At 59.6% G+C, this 13,484-nt stretch carries 12 protein-coding genes and 1 pseudogene; 2 read left to right on the forward strand and 11 right to left on the reverse strand.

The features are described 5' to 3' along the window. Positions 1-11 precede the first annotated feature (11 nt). Genes fabI through fabA form a run of 3 tightly spaced genes read right to left on the reverse strand, consistent with a single transcriptional unit; the run spans position 12 to position 2,623 of the window. Positions 12-830 carry an enoyl-ACP reductase FabI gene (gene fabI, locus AC2CHD_RS08225; protein ID WP_484553316.1) on the reverse strand — a complete coding sequence of 273 codons (819 nt, stop codon included), beginning with the start codon at positions 828-830 and terminating at the stop codon, positions 12-14. Positions 831-839: 9 nt separating this feature from the next. Next, positions 840-2,060 (reverse strand): beta-ketoacyl-ACP synthase I, encoded by a 1,221-nt coding sequence (gene fabB / locus AC2CHD_RS08230; protein WP_484553317.1) that lies wholly within the window; start codon positions 2,058-2,060, stop codon positions 840-842. A gap of 50 nt (positions 2,061-2,110) precedes the next feature. Continuing rightward, complete coding sequence (fabA, locus tag AC2CHD_RS08235) at positions 2,111-2,623, reverse strand: 3-hydroxyacyl-[acyl-carrier-protein] dehydratase FabA (protein ID WP_229450168.1); 513 nt, start codon at positions 2,621-2,623, stop codon at positions 2,111-2,113. Positions 2,624-2,886: 263 nt separating this feature from the next. On the opposite strand from fabA, the gene irrA reads away from it, so the two are divergent. Next, positions 2,887-3,315 carry an iron response transcriptional regulator IrrA gene (irrA, locus tag AC2CHD_RS08240; RefSeq protein WP_255664029.1) on the forward strand — a complete coding sequence of 143 codons (429 nt, stop codon included), beginning with the start codon at positions 2,887-2,889 and terminating at the stop codon, positions 3,313-3,315. A gap of 14 nt (positions 3,316-3,329) precedes the next feature. On the opposite strand, the gene AC2CHD_RS08245 is transcribed toward irrA, so the two are convergent. Next, on the reverse strand, positions 3,330-3,884 hold the full coding sequence (locus AC2CHD_RS08245) for an SH3 domain-containing protein (RefSeq protein WP_229450169.1): 555 nt from the start codon (positions 3,882-3,884) through the stop codon (positions 3,330-3,332). Between the two features lie 162 nt (positions 3,885-4,046). Between AC2CHD_RS08245 and AC2CHD_RS08250 the strand changes: the two genes are divergently transcribed. Further along, positions 4,047-5,048, forward strand: coding sequence for a 2-hydroxyacid dehydrogenase (locus AC2CHD_RS08250; RefSeq protein ID WP_229450170.1), 1,002 nt, complete (start codon positions 4,047-4,049; stop codon positions 5,046-5,048). Positions 5,049-5,292: 244 nt separating this feature from the next. Here AC2CHD_RS08250 and AC2CHD_RS08255 read toward each other — a convergent pair whose 3' ends face one another. From AC2CHD_RS08255 to mutM, 7 genes and pseudogenes are all read right to left on the reverse strand, one after another. After that, positions 5,293-6,063, reverse strand: coding sequence for a molybdopterin-synthase adenylyltransferase MoeB (locus AC2CHD_RS08255; protein WP_484553318.1), 771 nt, complete (start codon positions 6,061-6,063; stop codon positions 5,293-5,295). Between the two features lie 31 nt (positions 6,064-6,094). Further along, complete coding sequence (recF, locus tag AC2CHD_RS08260) at positions 6,095-7,264, reverse strand: DNA replication/repair protein RecF (RefSeq protein WP_484553319.1); 1,170 nt, start codon at positions 7,262-7,264, stop codon at positions 6,095-6,097. 23 nt (positions 7,265-7,287) lie between these two features. Further along, a complete protein-coding gene (gene dnaN / locus AC2CHD_RS08265) occupies positions 7,288-8,406 on the reverse strand; it encodes a DNA polymerase III subunit beta (RefSeq protein WP_229450173.1) in 1,119 nt (372 codons plus the stop codon). Between the two features lie 282 nt (positions 8,407-8,688). Further along, positions 8,689-10,122: pseudogene (dnaA, locus tag AC2CHD_RS08270) on the reverse strand (chromosomal replication initiator protein DnaA); the annotation flags it as partial. A gap of 973 nt (positions 10,123-11,095) precedes the next feature. Beyond that, positions 11,096-11,362, reverse strand: coding sequence for a 30S ribosomal protein S20 (rpsT, locus tag AC2CHD_RS08275; protein ID WP_223019305.1), 267 nt, complete (start codon positions 11,360-11,362; stop codon positions 11,096-11,098). Positions 11,363-11,524: 162 nt separating this feature from the next. Continuing rightward, a complete protein-coding gene (locus tag AC2CHD_RS08280) occupies positions 11,525-12,298 on the reverse strand; it encodes an enoyl-CoA hydratase (RefSeq protein WP_229450175.1) in 774 nt (257 codons plus the stop codon). Positions 12,299-12,330: 32 nt separating this feature from the next. After that, on the reverse strand, positions 12,331-13,224 hold the full coding sequence (gene mutM / locus AC2CHD_RS08285; protein WP_484553320.1) for a bifunctional DNA-formamidopyrimidine glycosylase/DNA-(apurinic or apyrimidinic site) lyase: 894 nt from the start codon (positions 13,222-13,224) through the stop codon (positions 12,331-12,333). Positions 13,225-13,484: the final 260 nt, after the last annotated feature.

Below are 13,484 nucleotides of genomic sequence, written 5' to 3' on the forward strand. Positions count from 1 at the left end.
TCTCATCGACCTTAGTCGTCGCCGGTGGCCGCGCTCAGTCGTTTCAGCTCTTCCATGGTGGGCATGGAAACCGTGTTGTAGCCCGAATCCACATAGTGGATCTCGCCGGTGACACCCGAGGAAAGGTCGGAAAGCAGGTAGAGCGCCGAGCCGCCGATTTCGTCGATCACCACGGTGCGCCGCAGCGGTGCATTGCGCTGCTGGTAGGAGAACATGTAGCGCGCATCGGAGATGCCGGCCCCCGCCAATGTACGCACCGGGCCAGCCGAAATCGCGTTGACGCGAATATTGCGCGGACCGTAATCGCTCGCCAGATAGCGCACGCTCGCCTCAAGTCCGGCCTTGGCCACGCCCATCACGTTGTAATTGGGCATCACGCGGGTGGAACCGGCATAGGTGAGCGTCAGCATCTGCCCGCCATTGTCCATCAGCTCCGCCGCCTTGCGGGCGACTTCCGTGAAGGAATAGCAGGAGATTACCATGGTGCGCACGAAGTTCTCGCGCGTTGTGTTCGCGTAGAGACCCTTCAGCTCGTTGCGGTCGGAAAAGCCGATCGCGTGAACGATGAAATCCAGCGAGCCCCACTCGTCCTTCAGCCCATCGAACACGGAATTGATCGAGGCGCTGTCCTCCACATCGCAAGGGAAGAGGAGCTTCGAATTCACCTTCTCGGCCAAGGGCTTCACACGGCGTCCAAACGCCTCACCCTGATAGGTGAACGCCAGTTTCGCGCCGTGCTCTGCAAGCTTCTTGGCAATGCCCCAGGCAATCGAGTGATCGTTGGCGACCCCCATGATGAGGCCGCGCTTTCCTTTCATCAAACCGTCCATGGACCTAAATCACCCTGCGTAACGCTGGAACACGAGCGTGGCGTTGGTACCGCCGAAGCCAAAGGAATTGGAAAGCACCGTGTCGATCTTTGCATTGTCGATACGGCTGCGAACGATCGGTGCGCCCTCGAACTCCGGATCAAGCTCGGTGATATGCGCGCTTTCGCCGATGAAGCCCGCCTGCATCATCAGTATCGAGTAAATCGATTCCTGCGCGCCTGCTCCGCCAAGCGAGTGGCCCGTCAGCGATTTGGTTGACGCAATATGCGGCATTTTCTCGCCGAAAACCTGCCGGATGGCGTCGATCTCGCGGGAATCACCCACAGGTGTCGCTGTGCCATGCGTGTTGATGTAGTCCACATCGCCCTTCACCGTGGAGAGCGCCTGTTTCATGCAGCGCACCGCACCTTCACCCGAGGGAGCCACCATGTCGTATCCGTCGGAGGTCGCGCCATAGCCGGTCAGTTCGGCATAGATCTTCGCGCCGCGTGCCTTGGCGTGCTCCAGCTCTTCCAGAACGAGAACGCCAGCACCACCGGCAATCACGAAACCGTCTCGCGAAACATCATAAGCGCGCGAGGCGGTCGCCGGCGTGTCGTTGTGTTTTGAGGACATGGCGCCCATGGCGTCGAACAGGTTGGACATGGTCCAGTCCAGATCCTCATGCCCGCCGGCGAACATCACGTCCTGTTTGCCCCACTGGATCATCTCCGCGGCATTGCCGATGCAGTGCGCCGAGGTCGAGCAGGCCGACGAAATCGAGTAGTTCACGCCGTGAATCTTGAACCACGTCGCAAGCGTGGCTGAAGCGGTGGAGGACATTGCTTTCGGAACGGCGAATGGCCCGATGCGCTTGGGCGAGCCCTTCTCAAGCGTGGTTTGCGCGGCTTCAAATATGGTGCGGGTGGAGGGGCCGCCCGAACCCATGATGATGCCGGTGCGCTCATTGGTGATGTCGCCCTCTTCGAGGCCGGAATCGGCAATCGCCTGTTCCATGGCGACATGGTTCCACGCACCACCCTTCGAAAGGAAGCGCATGGCGCGCCGGTCGACCACTTCGGCCGGGTCGAGCGTTGGCGCACCCCAGACCTGACAGCGGAAGCCGTGCTCGGCAAAGTCTTCCGAAAACGAGATACCCGATTTTGCTTCACGCAGGGAGGCGGTGACCTCCTGCGCGTTGTTGCCAATCGAGGAAACGATGCCGAGACCGGTAACGACGACGCGTCTCATAATGCTCTCCTTGGGCCACTCCAGGTGGCCGCCAGTCAATTGGTTGAAACTCAGGCTTCCTGTTTGGCCAGCCCGACACGGAGGTCCGTGGCAGTGTAAATCTGCTCGCCGTCAGCCTTCAGCCAGCCATCGGCGGTGCCGAGAACGAGGCGGCCTTTCATGACGCGCTTGAAGTCTACGCCGTATTCGACAAGCTTCGTCTCCGGCGTCACCATCCCCTTGAACTTCACCTCCCCGGTAGAAAGCGCCATGCCCTTTCCAGGCAGACCCAGCCATCCGAGATAGAAGCCGGTCAACTGCCAGAGCGCATCAAGCCCAAGGCAGCCAGGCATGATGGGGTTGCCGGGGAAATGGCACGGAAAGAACCAGTGGTCAGGCTTGATGGCGAATTCAGCGCGAACATAACCTTTGCCGAACTCGCCGCCTTCTTCCTGAATATCGGTAATGCGATCGAACATCAGCATGGGTGGAGCGGGCAATTGCGCATTGCCGGGGCCAAAAAGCTCACCCTGCGCGCAGGCCAGAAGGTCTTCGTAATCGTAGCTGTTTTTCGTTTGCGCCATCAATCGCCATCCCGTCGGAGGCCCAGGTTGCCCCGGGGCCGTGCTTTTCATTCTCCGAACTCCCTATCACAGCTTGTTTCTTGCTGGAAACCGCAGTTGTGGGAATCTGCGGTGCCTCTTTTGACTGCAGCCGGAAAACTGTCGCCGAAAACCGGCGCTATTGATCGCTTTGAATGGAGCGAATATATGTCAGAAAGCAAAGACTGCAGCGAGAGCCCCGCCTTGGAGCGGGTTTCGGGCAACAGGAAAGACGGACGGATTCATTGTCGATCTCGAATGAAACGCAGAACATTTCGCTCGAAGAGCGATTGAGGGATGCGGGCCTGCGTCCCACACGCCAGCGTGTGGCACTGGCCGATCTTCTGTTCGCGGCTGGTGACCGTCATGTCTCTGCTGAAGCGCTGCACGAGGAGGCACAGAAGGCTGGCTTCTCCGTGTCATTGGCCACGGTTTATAACACGCTCCATCAGTTCACGGATGCGGGCATGTTGCGCATCGTCCAGGTAGAGGGCGCACGCACCTATTTCGACACCAATGTCTCGGATCACCACCATTTCTTCTACGAAGATGATGAAACGGTGTTCGATATCCCCTCAGGACAAGTCGAGGTTCGCCACCTTCCGGAGCCGCCCGAAGGCACGGAAATCGCCAACGTGGATATTGTGGTGAGATTGCGCCGCAAGCGCCACTAAGACAGGCTGCGCCGTCAGTCTTTTACGGTTTCGCCTGGATAAGCGCCCCAGATCAGCGACTGGTCCACCCAGCCGGAATGGCCTGCGAACTCCATCTCGCACCAGTCACCGTTGCAGGCCTTGATCGAGCCAATGGCACCGGGTTCGACGCGCGCAACGAGGCGTGCATCCTCGCGGGGATCGGCTCTGAGTTCGATGTCGGCCTCCTTGCCCTTGAACCATGGAGCAGCGATCCCGGTACGACGCCCGGAAAGAAGAGCCTGGTTGATCCAGCCTTCTGCCCCCTCGGCATCGCGCACGCGCCGCCAATTGTCATATTCCTGAATGATCTCCATCGGCAGACCGGATTTCAGATACATCCAGTTGACGGCGTAGTTGAGCCCCGGGCCGATACGCATGTTCACACGGCTCGATTTCAGGCTGACGAAACGCGGCAATGGGAGGCCGCTCGGGCCCACCTTTGCATTCTGTTCGGTGTTTGCCTGCGCTTGTGTCGAAATCGGCATTGCGGTCAGCATTGCAGCGAAGAAGGTGGCAAACAGCAAACGGAATGGCGCCTTGGCCGGCATTACAAACTCCCGGTACCCGTGTTTTGGCGGAACGAGCTCTTCCACCCTTTTTCTTTGTCTTGGCGGCCCCCGCTTGATAGAGAGAGGGCAGCCTGGCTCGGCATTGCAGTGTCGCGCATCTTGGTTAAAGAGGTATCAACAGGGCGTTATTTTGGAGACCATATGACCGTCAGGAAGAAGCCTCTCGTCGTCATCACCCGAAAACTTCCCGACCAGGTTGAGACACGCATGCGCGAGCTGTTCGACGCGCGCCTCAATCTCGACGATAAGCGCATGACGCAGCCCGAACTCGTGGCCGCAGTCAAGGAAGCCGACGTTCTTGTTCCCACGATCACCGATCGTATCGACGCAGCACTCATTGCGCAGGCTGGCGAGCGGCTGAAACTCATCGCCAATTTCGGGAATGGCGTCGATAATATCGACGTGGCAGCGGCGGCCAAGAAAGGCATCACCGTCACCAATACGCCCAATGTGCTCAACGAGGACACTGCGGACATGACCATGGCGCTTATGCTCGCTGTGCCGCGTCGCTTGACAGAAGGTGCGGAGCTCCTGCGCAGTGGCGAAAAATGGGGCGGATGGTCTCCCACCTGGATGCTCGGGCATCGCATCTGGGGCAAGCGTCTTGGCATTGTCGGCATGGGCCGCGTGGGGACTGCTGTCGCACGGCGCGCCAAGGCTTTCGGTCTCTCGATCCACTATCACAACCGTCAGCGTGTGGCGCCTTCCATTGAAGATGAACTGGAAGCGACATATTGGGACAGTCTCGACCAGATGCTTGCCCGCATGGACATCATCTCCGTCAATTGCCCTTCGACACCCGCCACCTTCCACCTTCTGTCCGCGCGACGGCTCGAGCTCATGCAGCCGCGTGCCTACCTCGTGAACACGGCGCGCGGAGACGTGGTGGACGAGGACGCACTGATCCGCTTGATCGAGGAAGGCAGACTCGCAGGCGCAGGGCTCGACGTGTTCGAGCATGAGCCTTCAGTCAATCCCAAGCTCCTGAAACTCGCTCAGAAAAACAGGATCGTCATCCTGCCCCACATGGGATCGGCCACCATCGAGGGCCGCATTGATATGGGTGAGAAGGTGATCATCAACATCCGCACCCTCTTCGACGGCCACCGCCCACCGGATCGCGTCCTGCCCAGAAACGTCTGATCGCGGGGCGCATGCGATCTGGTGGCAGTGGCATTGTGCGTGGTTCGACAAGCTCACCATGACGGAGGCTGTGTCTGGTAGAAAACCGTTCTTCAGAGGCGCTTCTGGCGCGCCTTGGCAGCGCATTGTCCCTCCATGTAGGCATTGCTATCCCTCATGGTGAGCTTGTCGAGCCACGCACAACGCCACTGCAACGGGTCACGGTGCGAGCAAAGCCCGTTCCCACCCGCAGCAAAAAACGCCCTCAGCCGGTGCGCCGTCTGTATTTTACTGTTTCGAAACGGGCCGCCAGCGCATCATAGAGCAGCAGGCGCCCTGTGAGCGGTTCACCGATACCCGTCACCAGCTTGATGACCTCCATGGCTTCCAGCGTTCCCATCACGCCGGTCAGCGCGCCGACAATGCCTGCTTCCGCGCAGCTGGGCACGAGGCCGGCAGGTGGTGGTTCGGGAAAGAGGTCACGATAGCCCGGCAGGAGATTGCCCTCGGCGTCAGCTTCGTACGGTTTGAGTACCGTCAGCGACCCGTCGAAGCGGCCAACCGCGGCCGTCACGAGCGGCCTTTGCACCGCCTCGCAGGTATCGGCGAGCAGATAGCGCGTGTCGAAATTGTCCGATCCGTCCACCACCATGTCGTAGGCGGCGATGATCCCGGCAGCGTTCTCCGCATCAAGCCGGATAGGGTGGGTCTCGACCGTAACGTGCGGGTTGATGCGGGCAATGCTTGCCCTGGCGCTCTCGACCTTCTCCATGCCGACACTGTCAGTGTCGTGGATCACCTGTCTCTGCAGGTTGGAAAGCGAAACCGTGTCGTCGTCAATCACGCCCAGCGTGCCGATGCCGGCGGCGGCGAGATAGCAAAGCACCGGCGCGCCAAGCCCTCCGGCACCGATCACCAGAACACGGGCCTTCTTCAGCTTTTGCTGGCCCGCTCCGCCGATCTCGGGCAACACGATATGGCGGGCATAGCGTTCAAGTTCGCTTTCGGTAAGGGGAAGGGGAGATGCTTCGGCCATGCGGTGATCTTATCCAGAGACAGGGAACGTGTCAGCGTTGTTCGTGGATCGAGCCGGCTGACACGGACAAGAACTGGGCGCGCCCTTCAAGCGCGGAAAAGAGATTGGCTTCAGTGCCTGTCATGAAGGCCTGGCAGTTGAGTTCTTCAAGAATCGAAAAGAGCGCTGCCCGCCGGTCGGGGTCAAAATGCGCGGAAATCTCATCCAGAAGCAGAATGGGAGCGGTTCCCGAGAGTTCGCCTGTCAGCCGGGCATGGGCGAGGATCAGCCCCACAAGCAGCGCTTTCTGCTCTCCCGTCGAGCAGCGCGCCGCCGGCATGTCCTTGGGCACGTGCCGCACCATCAGGTCACTGCGATGTGGACCCTCAAGCGTACGCCCGGCGGCACGATCGCGCGGCCGCTGGTCGCGCAGAACGGCGCGGAACTTCTCCTCCACATCGACGGCGGCGTGCTGTCCGATCGCGTGGTCGATGGTGCCCTCCAGGGCAATCCCGGCGGTGGGAAACGGGCCATCTTCGGGCAGGCGTTCGTTCATGGCTGCGAGAAGACGCACCATCTCGGCGCGCGCGGCGGCAATCGCCACGCCGGTTTCGGCCATCTGCGTTTCTATGGCGTCGAACCAGCCACTATCGCGCGAGTCTTCCGCAAGCAGCCGGTTGCGTGCGCGCATCGCCTTCTCATAGTCGAGAGCGCGCCGGCCGTGCGCCGGGTCTATTGCCAGCACCAGACGGTCGAGAAAGCGCCGCCGGTCGCCGGCAGAACCGGTGAAGAGCGCATCCATGGCCGGTGTCAGCCACAGGACGCGCACCCATTCGAGCATGGCATCGGCAGTCCGCGCGTTCTCGCCGTTGATGCGCAGACGTCGACCGCCGGTTTCCGTTCCCGGCTGCACGCCGGCGGTGCCGGTTCCGATGTCGCATTCGCCGAACGGGCCTTCGAGCTTCGCATGGATGGCAAAGCCCGTTCCGGCACCTTCGCGCGCGACATCGTCAAGCGTGGCGCGGCGCAATCCGCGACCCGGGGAGAGAAAGGAAACGGCCTCGAGCAGGTTCGTCTTGCCTGCGCCGTTCTCGCCGGTCAAAACCACCGCCCCCGGCGAAAGATCGAGCGCCAGGGCATGATAATTCCGAAAGTCGGTGAGGCTCAGCCTGGTAACGTGAACCTGGGCTACGGCCTGCCTGCCGGGTGTCTGGGCGACCAAGGGGAAGCCAATGCCGGCGCGCTCTAGACGCGCATCGGCATCAGAACGTAGAGCGTGCTTTCGTCGCCTTCGTCCTGCACCAGTGTGGGCGATCCGGCGTCAGCCAGAAGGAAGCGCGCCTCACTGCCCGAAAGCTGTGCCGCCACATCCAGAAGATAGCGGGCGTTGAAGCCGATCTCGATCGGGTCGGCTTCGTAGTCGGCTGCCAGTTCTTCCGTTGCCGAACCCGAGTCCGGATTGTTCACCGTCAGCGTCACCTGTCCTTCGGCAATGCTTAGCTTCACGGCTCGCCCGCGTTCCGAAGAAATGGTCGACACGCGGTCGACAGCCGACGCGAAGGTCTGACGGTCGATCACCAGCTTCTTGTCATTGCCGGTCGGAATGACGCGCTGATAGTCGGGGAAAGTGCCGTCAATAAGCTTCGAGGTGAGAATAACGCTGCCAATGGTGAAACGGATCTTCGTGTCGGAAAGCTCGACGGTCACGGCCACATCCGGGTCATCGACCAGTTTCTGCAGTTCACCCACCGTCTTGCGTGGAATGATGATGCCCGGCATGCCTTCGGAACCGGCCGGAGCTTCCATTTCGGCGCGCGCCAGACGATGTCCGTCCGTCGCAACCGAGCGCAGCTTGAGACCGCCATCAGCTTCGATCGTGTGCAGGAAGATACCGTTCAGATAGTAGCGCGTCTCCTCAGTGGAGATGGCGAACTGGGTCTTTTCGATCAGCCCTTTCAAGGCCTCTGAATCGAGCCGGAAAATGTGTGAGAAATTGCCGGCAGAAAGTTCCGGAAAATCCGATTGCGGCAGACACTGAAGGCGGAAACTGGAGCGCCCCGCGACCACGGACATGGCGTTGCCGTCCTCATCGGTCTTCAGCATCACTTCCGCGCCATCGGGCAGCTTGCGCACGATATCATAGAGCAGGTGGGCGGGCACTGTCGTAGCACCGGCCTGTTCGATGGTCGCACCTGCGGCCTCGGTCACTTCCAGGTCGAGATCGGTCGCCTTCATCTGCAGGCTTGCGCCGTCCGCATTCAGAAGCACGTTCGAGAGAATCGGAATCGTGTTGCGGCGTTCCACCACGCGGTGAACATGGTTCAAAGATTTCAGGAGGGTGGAGCGTTCGAGAATAACACGCATGACCAATCAATCTCACTTGAATGAAGAAAAGCCCTGCAAACATGGCGCATGTTCAGGACAGCCGTGAACAGGCTTCGATTTCCGTCAAAATGACAGGAAATCGACAAGAAACGCAAGCCTTTCACGGCGTTACGTCCCGGTTCCACCGGGTTTTTGGGGAAAACACGCCGCCCGGTGGAAGGCAGGACGGAATGGGAACACAAAAAGACCGGCGAACTTGCCGCCGGTCTCTCAAAATCACGCCGTCAGGGGGCATCAAAGGATGCCGCAGCCCTGATCGCCTTAAGCCTGATCGCTGATGAGGCGTTTCAGAAGCTCGATTTCCTGCGCGAGCTGCCTGTCACCGTCGGTCAGCCCTTCGATCTTGCGCACTGCATGCAGCACTGTCGTGTGATCGCGTCCGCCGAAGCGACGCCCGATCTCCGGCAGGGAGCGCGGGGTCATGACCTTGGAAAGATACATGGCCACCTGGCGTGGCTTGACGATGGTGCGTGTGCGGCGGTTCGACAGCAGCTCCGTCTTGGACACATTGTAGTGTCGCGCGACGATCCGCTGAATATCTTCAATGCGAACCCGCTTTGGCTCTCCGGCCCGGCAGACATGCCCGAGTATTTCGTCAATCCGGTCGATGGTGATCTGCGGTTCAAAGGAATGACGGAAAAGGAGCTGGTTGAATGCGCCCTCCAGCTCGCGGCCGCTTCCCGTCACCGAACGCGCCACATGCACCAGGATCTCTTCGGGAATTTCGAGCGAGCTATCCTCCGCCTGGGCGCTTGCAAGGCGCTGCTTGAGAATGGATAGCCGCATGGCGAAATCGGGCGCCCCGATCTCGAGCGACACACCACCGTTGAGGCGGGATTTCACGCGCGGTTCGAGCGATTCCAGTTCTGAAGGCGGCCGGTCAGCCGCGACCACGACCTGTCGCGCGCTGTCGAGCAACATATTGAGCAGATGGCAGAACTCGTTCTGGATGGATTTGCCCTGCAGGAACTGCATGTCGTCGATGATGAGAAGATCGATGTCGCGAAGCTGCTCCTTCAGGGTGAGAGCGTTGTTATCGCGGATCGCCGTGGCGAAACGCCACATGAAATACTCTGCGGTCAGATAAACGACACGCGCCTGCGGCTTGCGGCGCAGTGACTCGGCTGCAATCGCCTGCAGCATGTGCGTCTTTCCGAGCCCCACCGAGGCATGAAGAAAGAGCGGGTTGAAGCGGATCGCGTTGGAGTCCGATTCCGCTACCGTCCGCGCAGCGGCGCAGGCGACGCGGTTGGAGGCGCCTTCAATCAAGGAATCGAACGTGTAGCGACTGTCCAGCGGCGAGCCCAGAATGTTCGAGCGTCCGTCTGCCTCGGGCAGTTTTGCAGGATTTGCGCGAGCGGAAGGGTTTCCTGCCAGAGTGCCGGAAGCAAGCGCTGTTTGCGGCCGGGTCGAAACCTTGCGGGCCGCAGCCGGCTTGCTCTCTTGCGTGGCCCGCACATTGCGTGTGGCGGTTCTCACGACAATCTCGACCTTCAGGGTGTCGGGTGCTTCCTGCTTCCACAGCTCGGTGATCAGGTCGAGATAGTGTCCGTTGATCCAGGAGCGCAGGAAAGCCGTGGGAACGGAAATCCGCACGCTGCCTTTGGATGCCTCCATCAGCTTCATACGGCCGAACCAGCTGGAGTAGACCTCGCTTCCAAGACGCGCACGGAGCTGCGTTTTCACGCGCTCGAAGATCGCATCGGATGGACCCGCCTTACTCTCGTTCTTTTTAGTCTCTGCTGTCTCTTTGCCCTCCTGCTGAGACATCTGCTCCTGAAAAGAAAATCCCCCCGTCGTTTCCCTTTCCGCGCCGCTTTGCATTCCTCGTGTCCCTGTCGTTTTGAGTGGTGTTTTTTACGGATGGGTCCGCGCCTTTCGGCGATTTACCCCTACCCAATCCGCTTTTTTATGATGATCGTATGTCCGCCTGGCCTCTGCCCAAAAACTCTCCTTCGCTCTCTACAGCGCTAAGGTCGCTGTTGAAATACAATATTTCAATCACCGGTTGTTTTTTTGCCCGGCGATCATGCCACTTGTGCTCGTCTGATCTTGACGCGAATGCGCCATCAGTGGATCCCCGACAAGCGAGCTGACGAGGCAGCTTCCGAGAGCGCACGAAACACCCGCGCGGAAAAAAAACCGCGTCGCAATAGGTGCCGATTTGGGCTTAAGTCGCCGGGCTTTTCCTGCCCTCTCGATGGCCTGACATTACCGAAATCCTTGTGGAAAGGGCAAGGGCAGGGCTGCCGCTTTTTTCTCGAATCTGGTCTTGTGCGGAGCGCAAAAATAGGCATCGCCCGCGGGCCGGCTGGATAAGCCTTTTGGATTCAAAAGCCTTTTCCAGATAAGTGTGTTTGAAGAGCGCGGCGAAAAAAAATCATAAAAAAACACTTGACATTTCAGCCCGCATTTCGCGCTCGCCGTGACATGAGCAACCTGTGGATAAACCTCTGTAACCATCGGAAATGTTTCAGGAAAATCACCTGGCGCAAAAATTAACGTCCTGCTTATGTGACGAAAATAATACGATTCTCAAACACTTACGGTCACATATCAAAAAAGGCCACCCCGCAACAACACAGGGTTGTCGAAAGGCGGCCTTTCTGAAGGGCAAAGAAAAACCCGGCTGGATGGCCGGGTTCATCGAAACGCTTAATGAGGCGTATCAGGCGCCAAGTGCCTTCACGCGCTGGGCAAGGCGTGAAACCTTGCGGGAAGCCGTGTTGCGATGCAAGACGCCTTTACCGGCAGCGCGCATAAGCTCGGGCTGAGCTGCCTTGAACGCGCTTTCAGCTGCTGCCTTGTCGCCGGAGGCCAGAGCTTCTTCGACCTTGCGAACGAAGCTGCGCACACGCGAGCGACGGTTCTTGTTAACCGCAGTGCGGCGAGCAATCTTGCGCACCGCCTTCTTGGCCGAAGTCGTGTTGGCCATGTTTCCTCTCTTGTATCTACAGATCCTGCCGCGATGAATGCCTCGCGGGCGCAAAACAAAAAGGGCAGCCGCAGGGCCACCACAGTCGTGGCGGCTTATAGTGGAGCTTTCGGCCAACGTCAACGCCTATTGGCGTCTATACCCTCCACCTTGCTTCCGCGCTCAGCGATTCTTGAAATTGGCAGAGCGCTTTTCTGTAAATGCTGCCATCCCTTCCTTCTGGTCGTCCAGTGCGAACATTGCGTGGAACACCCGTCGCTCGAAGCGCAGGCCCTCGGCGAGAGTGGTTTCATAGGAACGGTTCACGGCCTCCTTGGTCATCATCACAGCCGGTAGAGAGAACCCAGCGATGGTTTCTGCCGCCTTCAAAGCCTCTTCAATCAGCTCTCCGGGGGGCACGACCCTCGAAACGAGGCCGGAGCGTTCCGCTTCCTCCGCCTCCATGAACCGGCCCGTCAGGCACATGTCCATGGCTTTCGACTTGCCCACAAAACGCGTCAGCCGTTGCGATCCCCCCATCCCGGGCATGACACCAAGCGTGATCTCGGGCTGACCGAATTTCGCGTTCTCGGCTGCAATGATGAAGTCGCACATCATCGCGAGCTCGCAGCCCCCGCCCAGCGCATACCCCGCAACCGCAGCGATGATCGGCTTGCGCACGCGCGTCAGCCCTTCCCATCCTGCGAAGAGGTCTTCCATATAGGCGTCCACATAGGACTTCGAAGCCATTTCCTTGATATCGGCGCCAGCCGCAAAGGCCTTTTCCGACCCGGTGATTACGATGGCGCCTATTCGGGGGTTCTCGTCGAACGCCTCCAGTGCACCCACCACTTCCTCAAGCACTTTGGAATTGAGCGCATTCAGCGCCTTCGGTCGGTTCAGCGTGATCAGCCCGACCCGCTCCCGCGTTTCAACCAGAATCGTCTCATATGCCATGATCTGAATTCCTCTCCGTTTTCCTTGAATTGCTAGCGCTGGCAGGTCGGACAATAAAAGGTAGACCGCCCGCTCTGCACAATGCGGCGAACGGTGCCGCTGCATTCCTCATGAGCGCATAATTGCCCCTCTCGGCCATATACCTTGAAGGAATGCTGAAAATAGCCCAGAGATCCGTCTGCTTTCACATAATCACGCAGGGATGACCCGCCTGCCGCGATCGCCTCTGCAATGACAGCGCGGATCGAAACTGCCAGTCGCTCGCATCGTTCGGATGGTCCGCGTTGGGCGACGATTGTGTCGGCGCTGCGTTTCGGTGAGAGTCTTGCCCGCCACAATGCCTCGCAGACATAGATATTGCCGAGCCCGGCAATCACGCGCTGATCCAGCAAAACCGCCTTCAGCGGTGCTCGCTTCCCTCGCAGACGCTCAGCAAGCAACGCACCATCCAGAGTGTTTCCAGTTGGTTCGACGCCGAGCGTGGCCAAAAGCGGGTGGCTGTCCAGCGGCCCCTCCTCATGCAGAAGCATGAAACCGAACCGACGCGGATCGTTGTAGATGACACGAAGACTGCGCCCGTCGCCCGCCGTCAGATGAAAGATCGCGTGGTCGTGCTTCTCCGCTTTGGAGCGCGGATGATGAAACGCGCCGGGGGTGTGTTCCCTGTCGTCATCCTCATCGACACGAAACGATCCCGACATGCCCAAATGGCAAACCACCACCTCGGAGGTTTCGAGATGGATCAGGAGGTACTTTGCCCGCCGGCCAAGCGCGATGATCTCCTGTCCGCGAAGCCGCTCGGCAAACCCCCTGGGAAACGGAAAACGCAGATCAGGACGCCTGAGCTCCAGGGAATCGATATGCGCTCCCTCCATGATCGGCTGCAGTCCGCGGCGGACGGTTTCGACCTCGGGCAACTCAGGCATTTCGGGTAAGCTCAATCAGCAGAGATCGCCCATGAGGCGCGGTGAGGAAGGCGGTATGCGGCTCAAATTGACCAACCAAGCTGACCGGTTCTTGGGCTGGGGAAAGCTGTTTGCCGAGAGGCTTCGGTACAAAAAGGAATGCGCCCACCATATTCGCTCACTGTTGCTGGCCCTCGTCAAAGACATAGAGCATTTCACAACCGGGTGGAATGACCCGATCTCTCCATACATGCTGACATTCCAGGTGAGCGAATGTTCCG

Source organism: Nitratireductor sp. ATLC21 (assembly GCF_057196525.1).

Coding starts and splice junctions, on each gene's coding strand:
- AC2CHD_RS08255 (WP_484553318.1), bottom strand. CDS start 6,063: ATGGCCGAAGCATCTCCCCTTCCCCTTACCGAAAGCGAACTTGAACGC.
- AC2CHD_RS08245 (WP_229450169.1), bottom strand. CDS start 3,884: ATGCCGGCCAAGGCGCCATTCCGTTTGCTGTTTGCCACCTTCTTCGCT.
- AC2CHD_RS08280 (WP_229450175.1), bottom strand. CDS start 12,298: ATGGCATATGAGACGATTCTGGTTGAAACGCGGGAGCGGGTCGGGCTG.
- mutM (WP_484553320.1), bottom strand. CDS start 13,224: ATGCCTGAGTTGCCCGAGGTCGAAACCGTCCGCCGCGGACTGCAGCCG.
- rpsT (WP_223019305.1), bottom strand. CDS start 11,362: ATGGCCAACACGACTTCGGCCAAGAAGGCGGTGCGCAAGATTGCTCGC.
- fabB (WP_484553317.1), bottom strand. CDS start 2,060: ATGAGACGCGTCGTCGTTACCGGTCTCGGCATCGTTTCCTCGATTGGC.
- fabI (WP_484553316.1), bottom strand. CDS start 830: ATGGACGGTTTGATGAAAGGAAAGCGCGGCCTCATCATGGGGGTCGCC.
- AC2CHD_RS08250 (WP_229450170.1), top strand. CDS start 4,047: ATGACCGTCAGGAAGAAGCCTCTCGTCGTCATCACCCGAAAACTTCCC.
- dnaN (WP_229450173.1), bottom strand. CDS start 8,406: ATGCGTGTTATTCTCGAACGCTCCACCCTCCTGAAATCTTTGAACCAT.
- fabA (WP_229450168.1), bottom strand. CDS start 2,623: ATGGCGCAAACGAAAAACAGCTACGATTACGAAGACCTTCTGGCCTGC.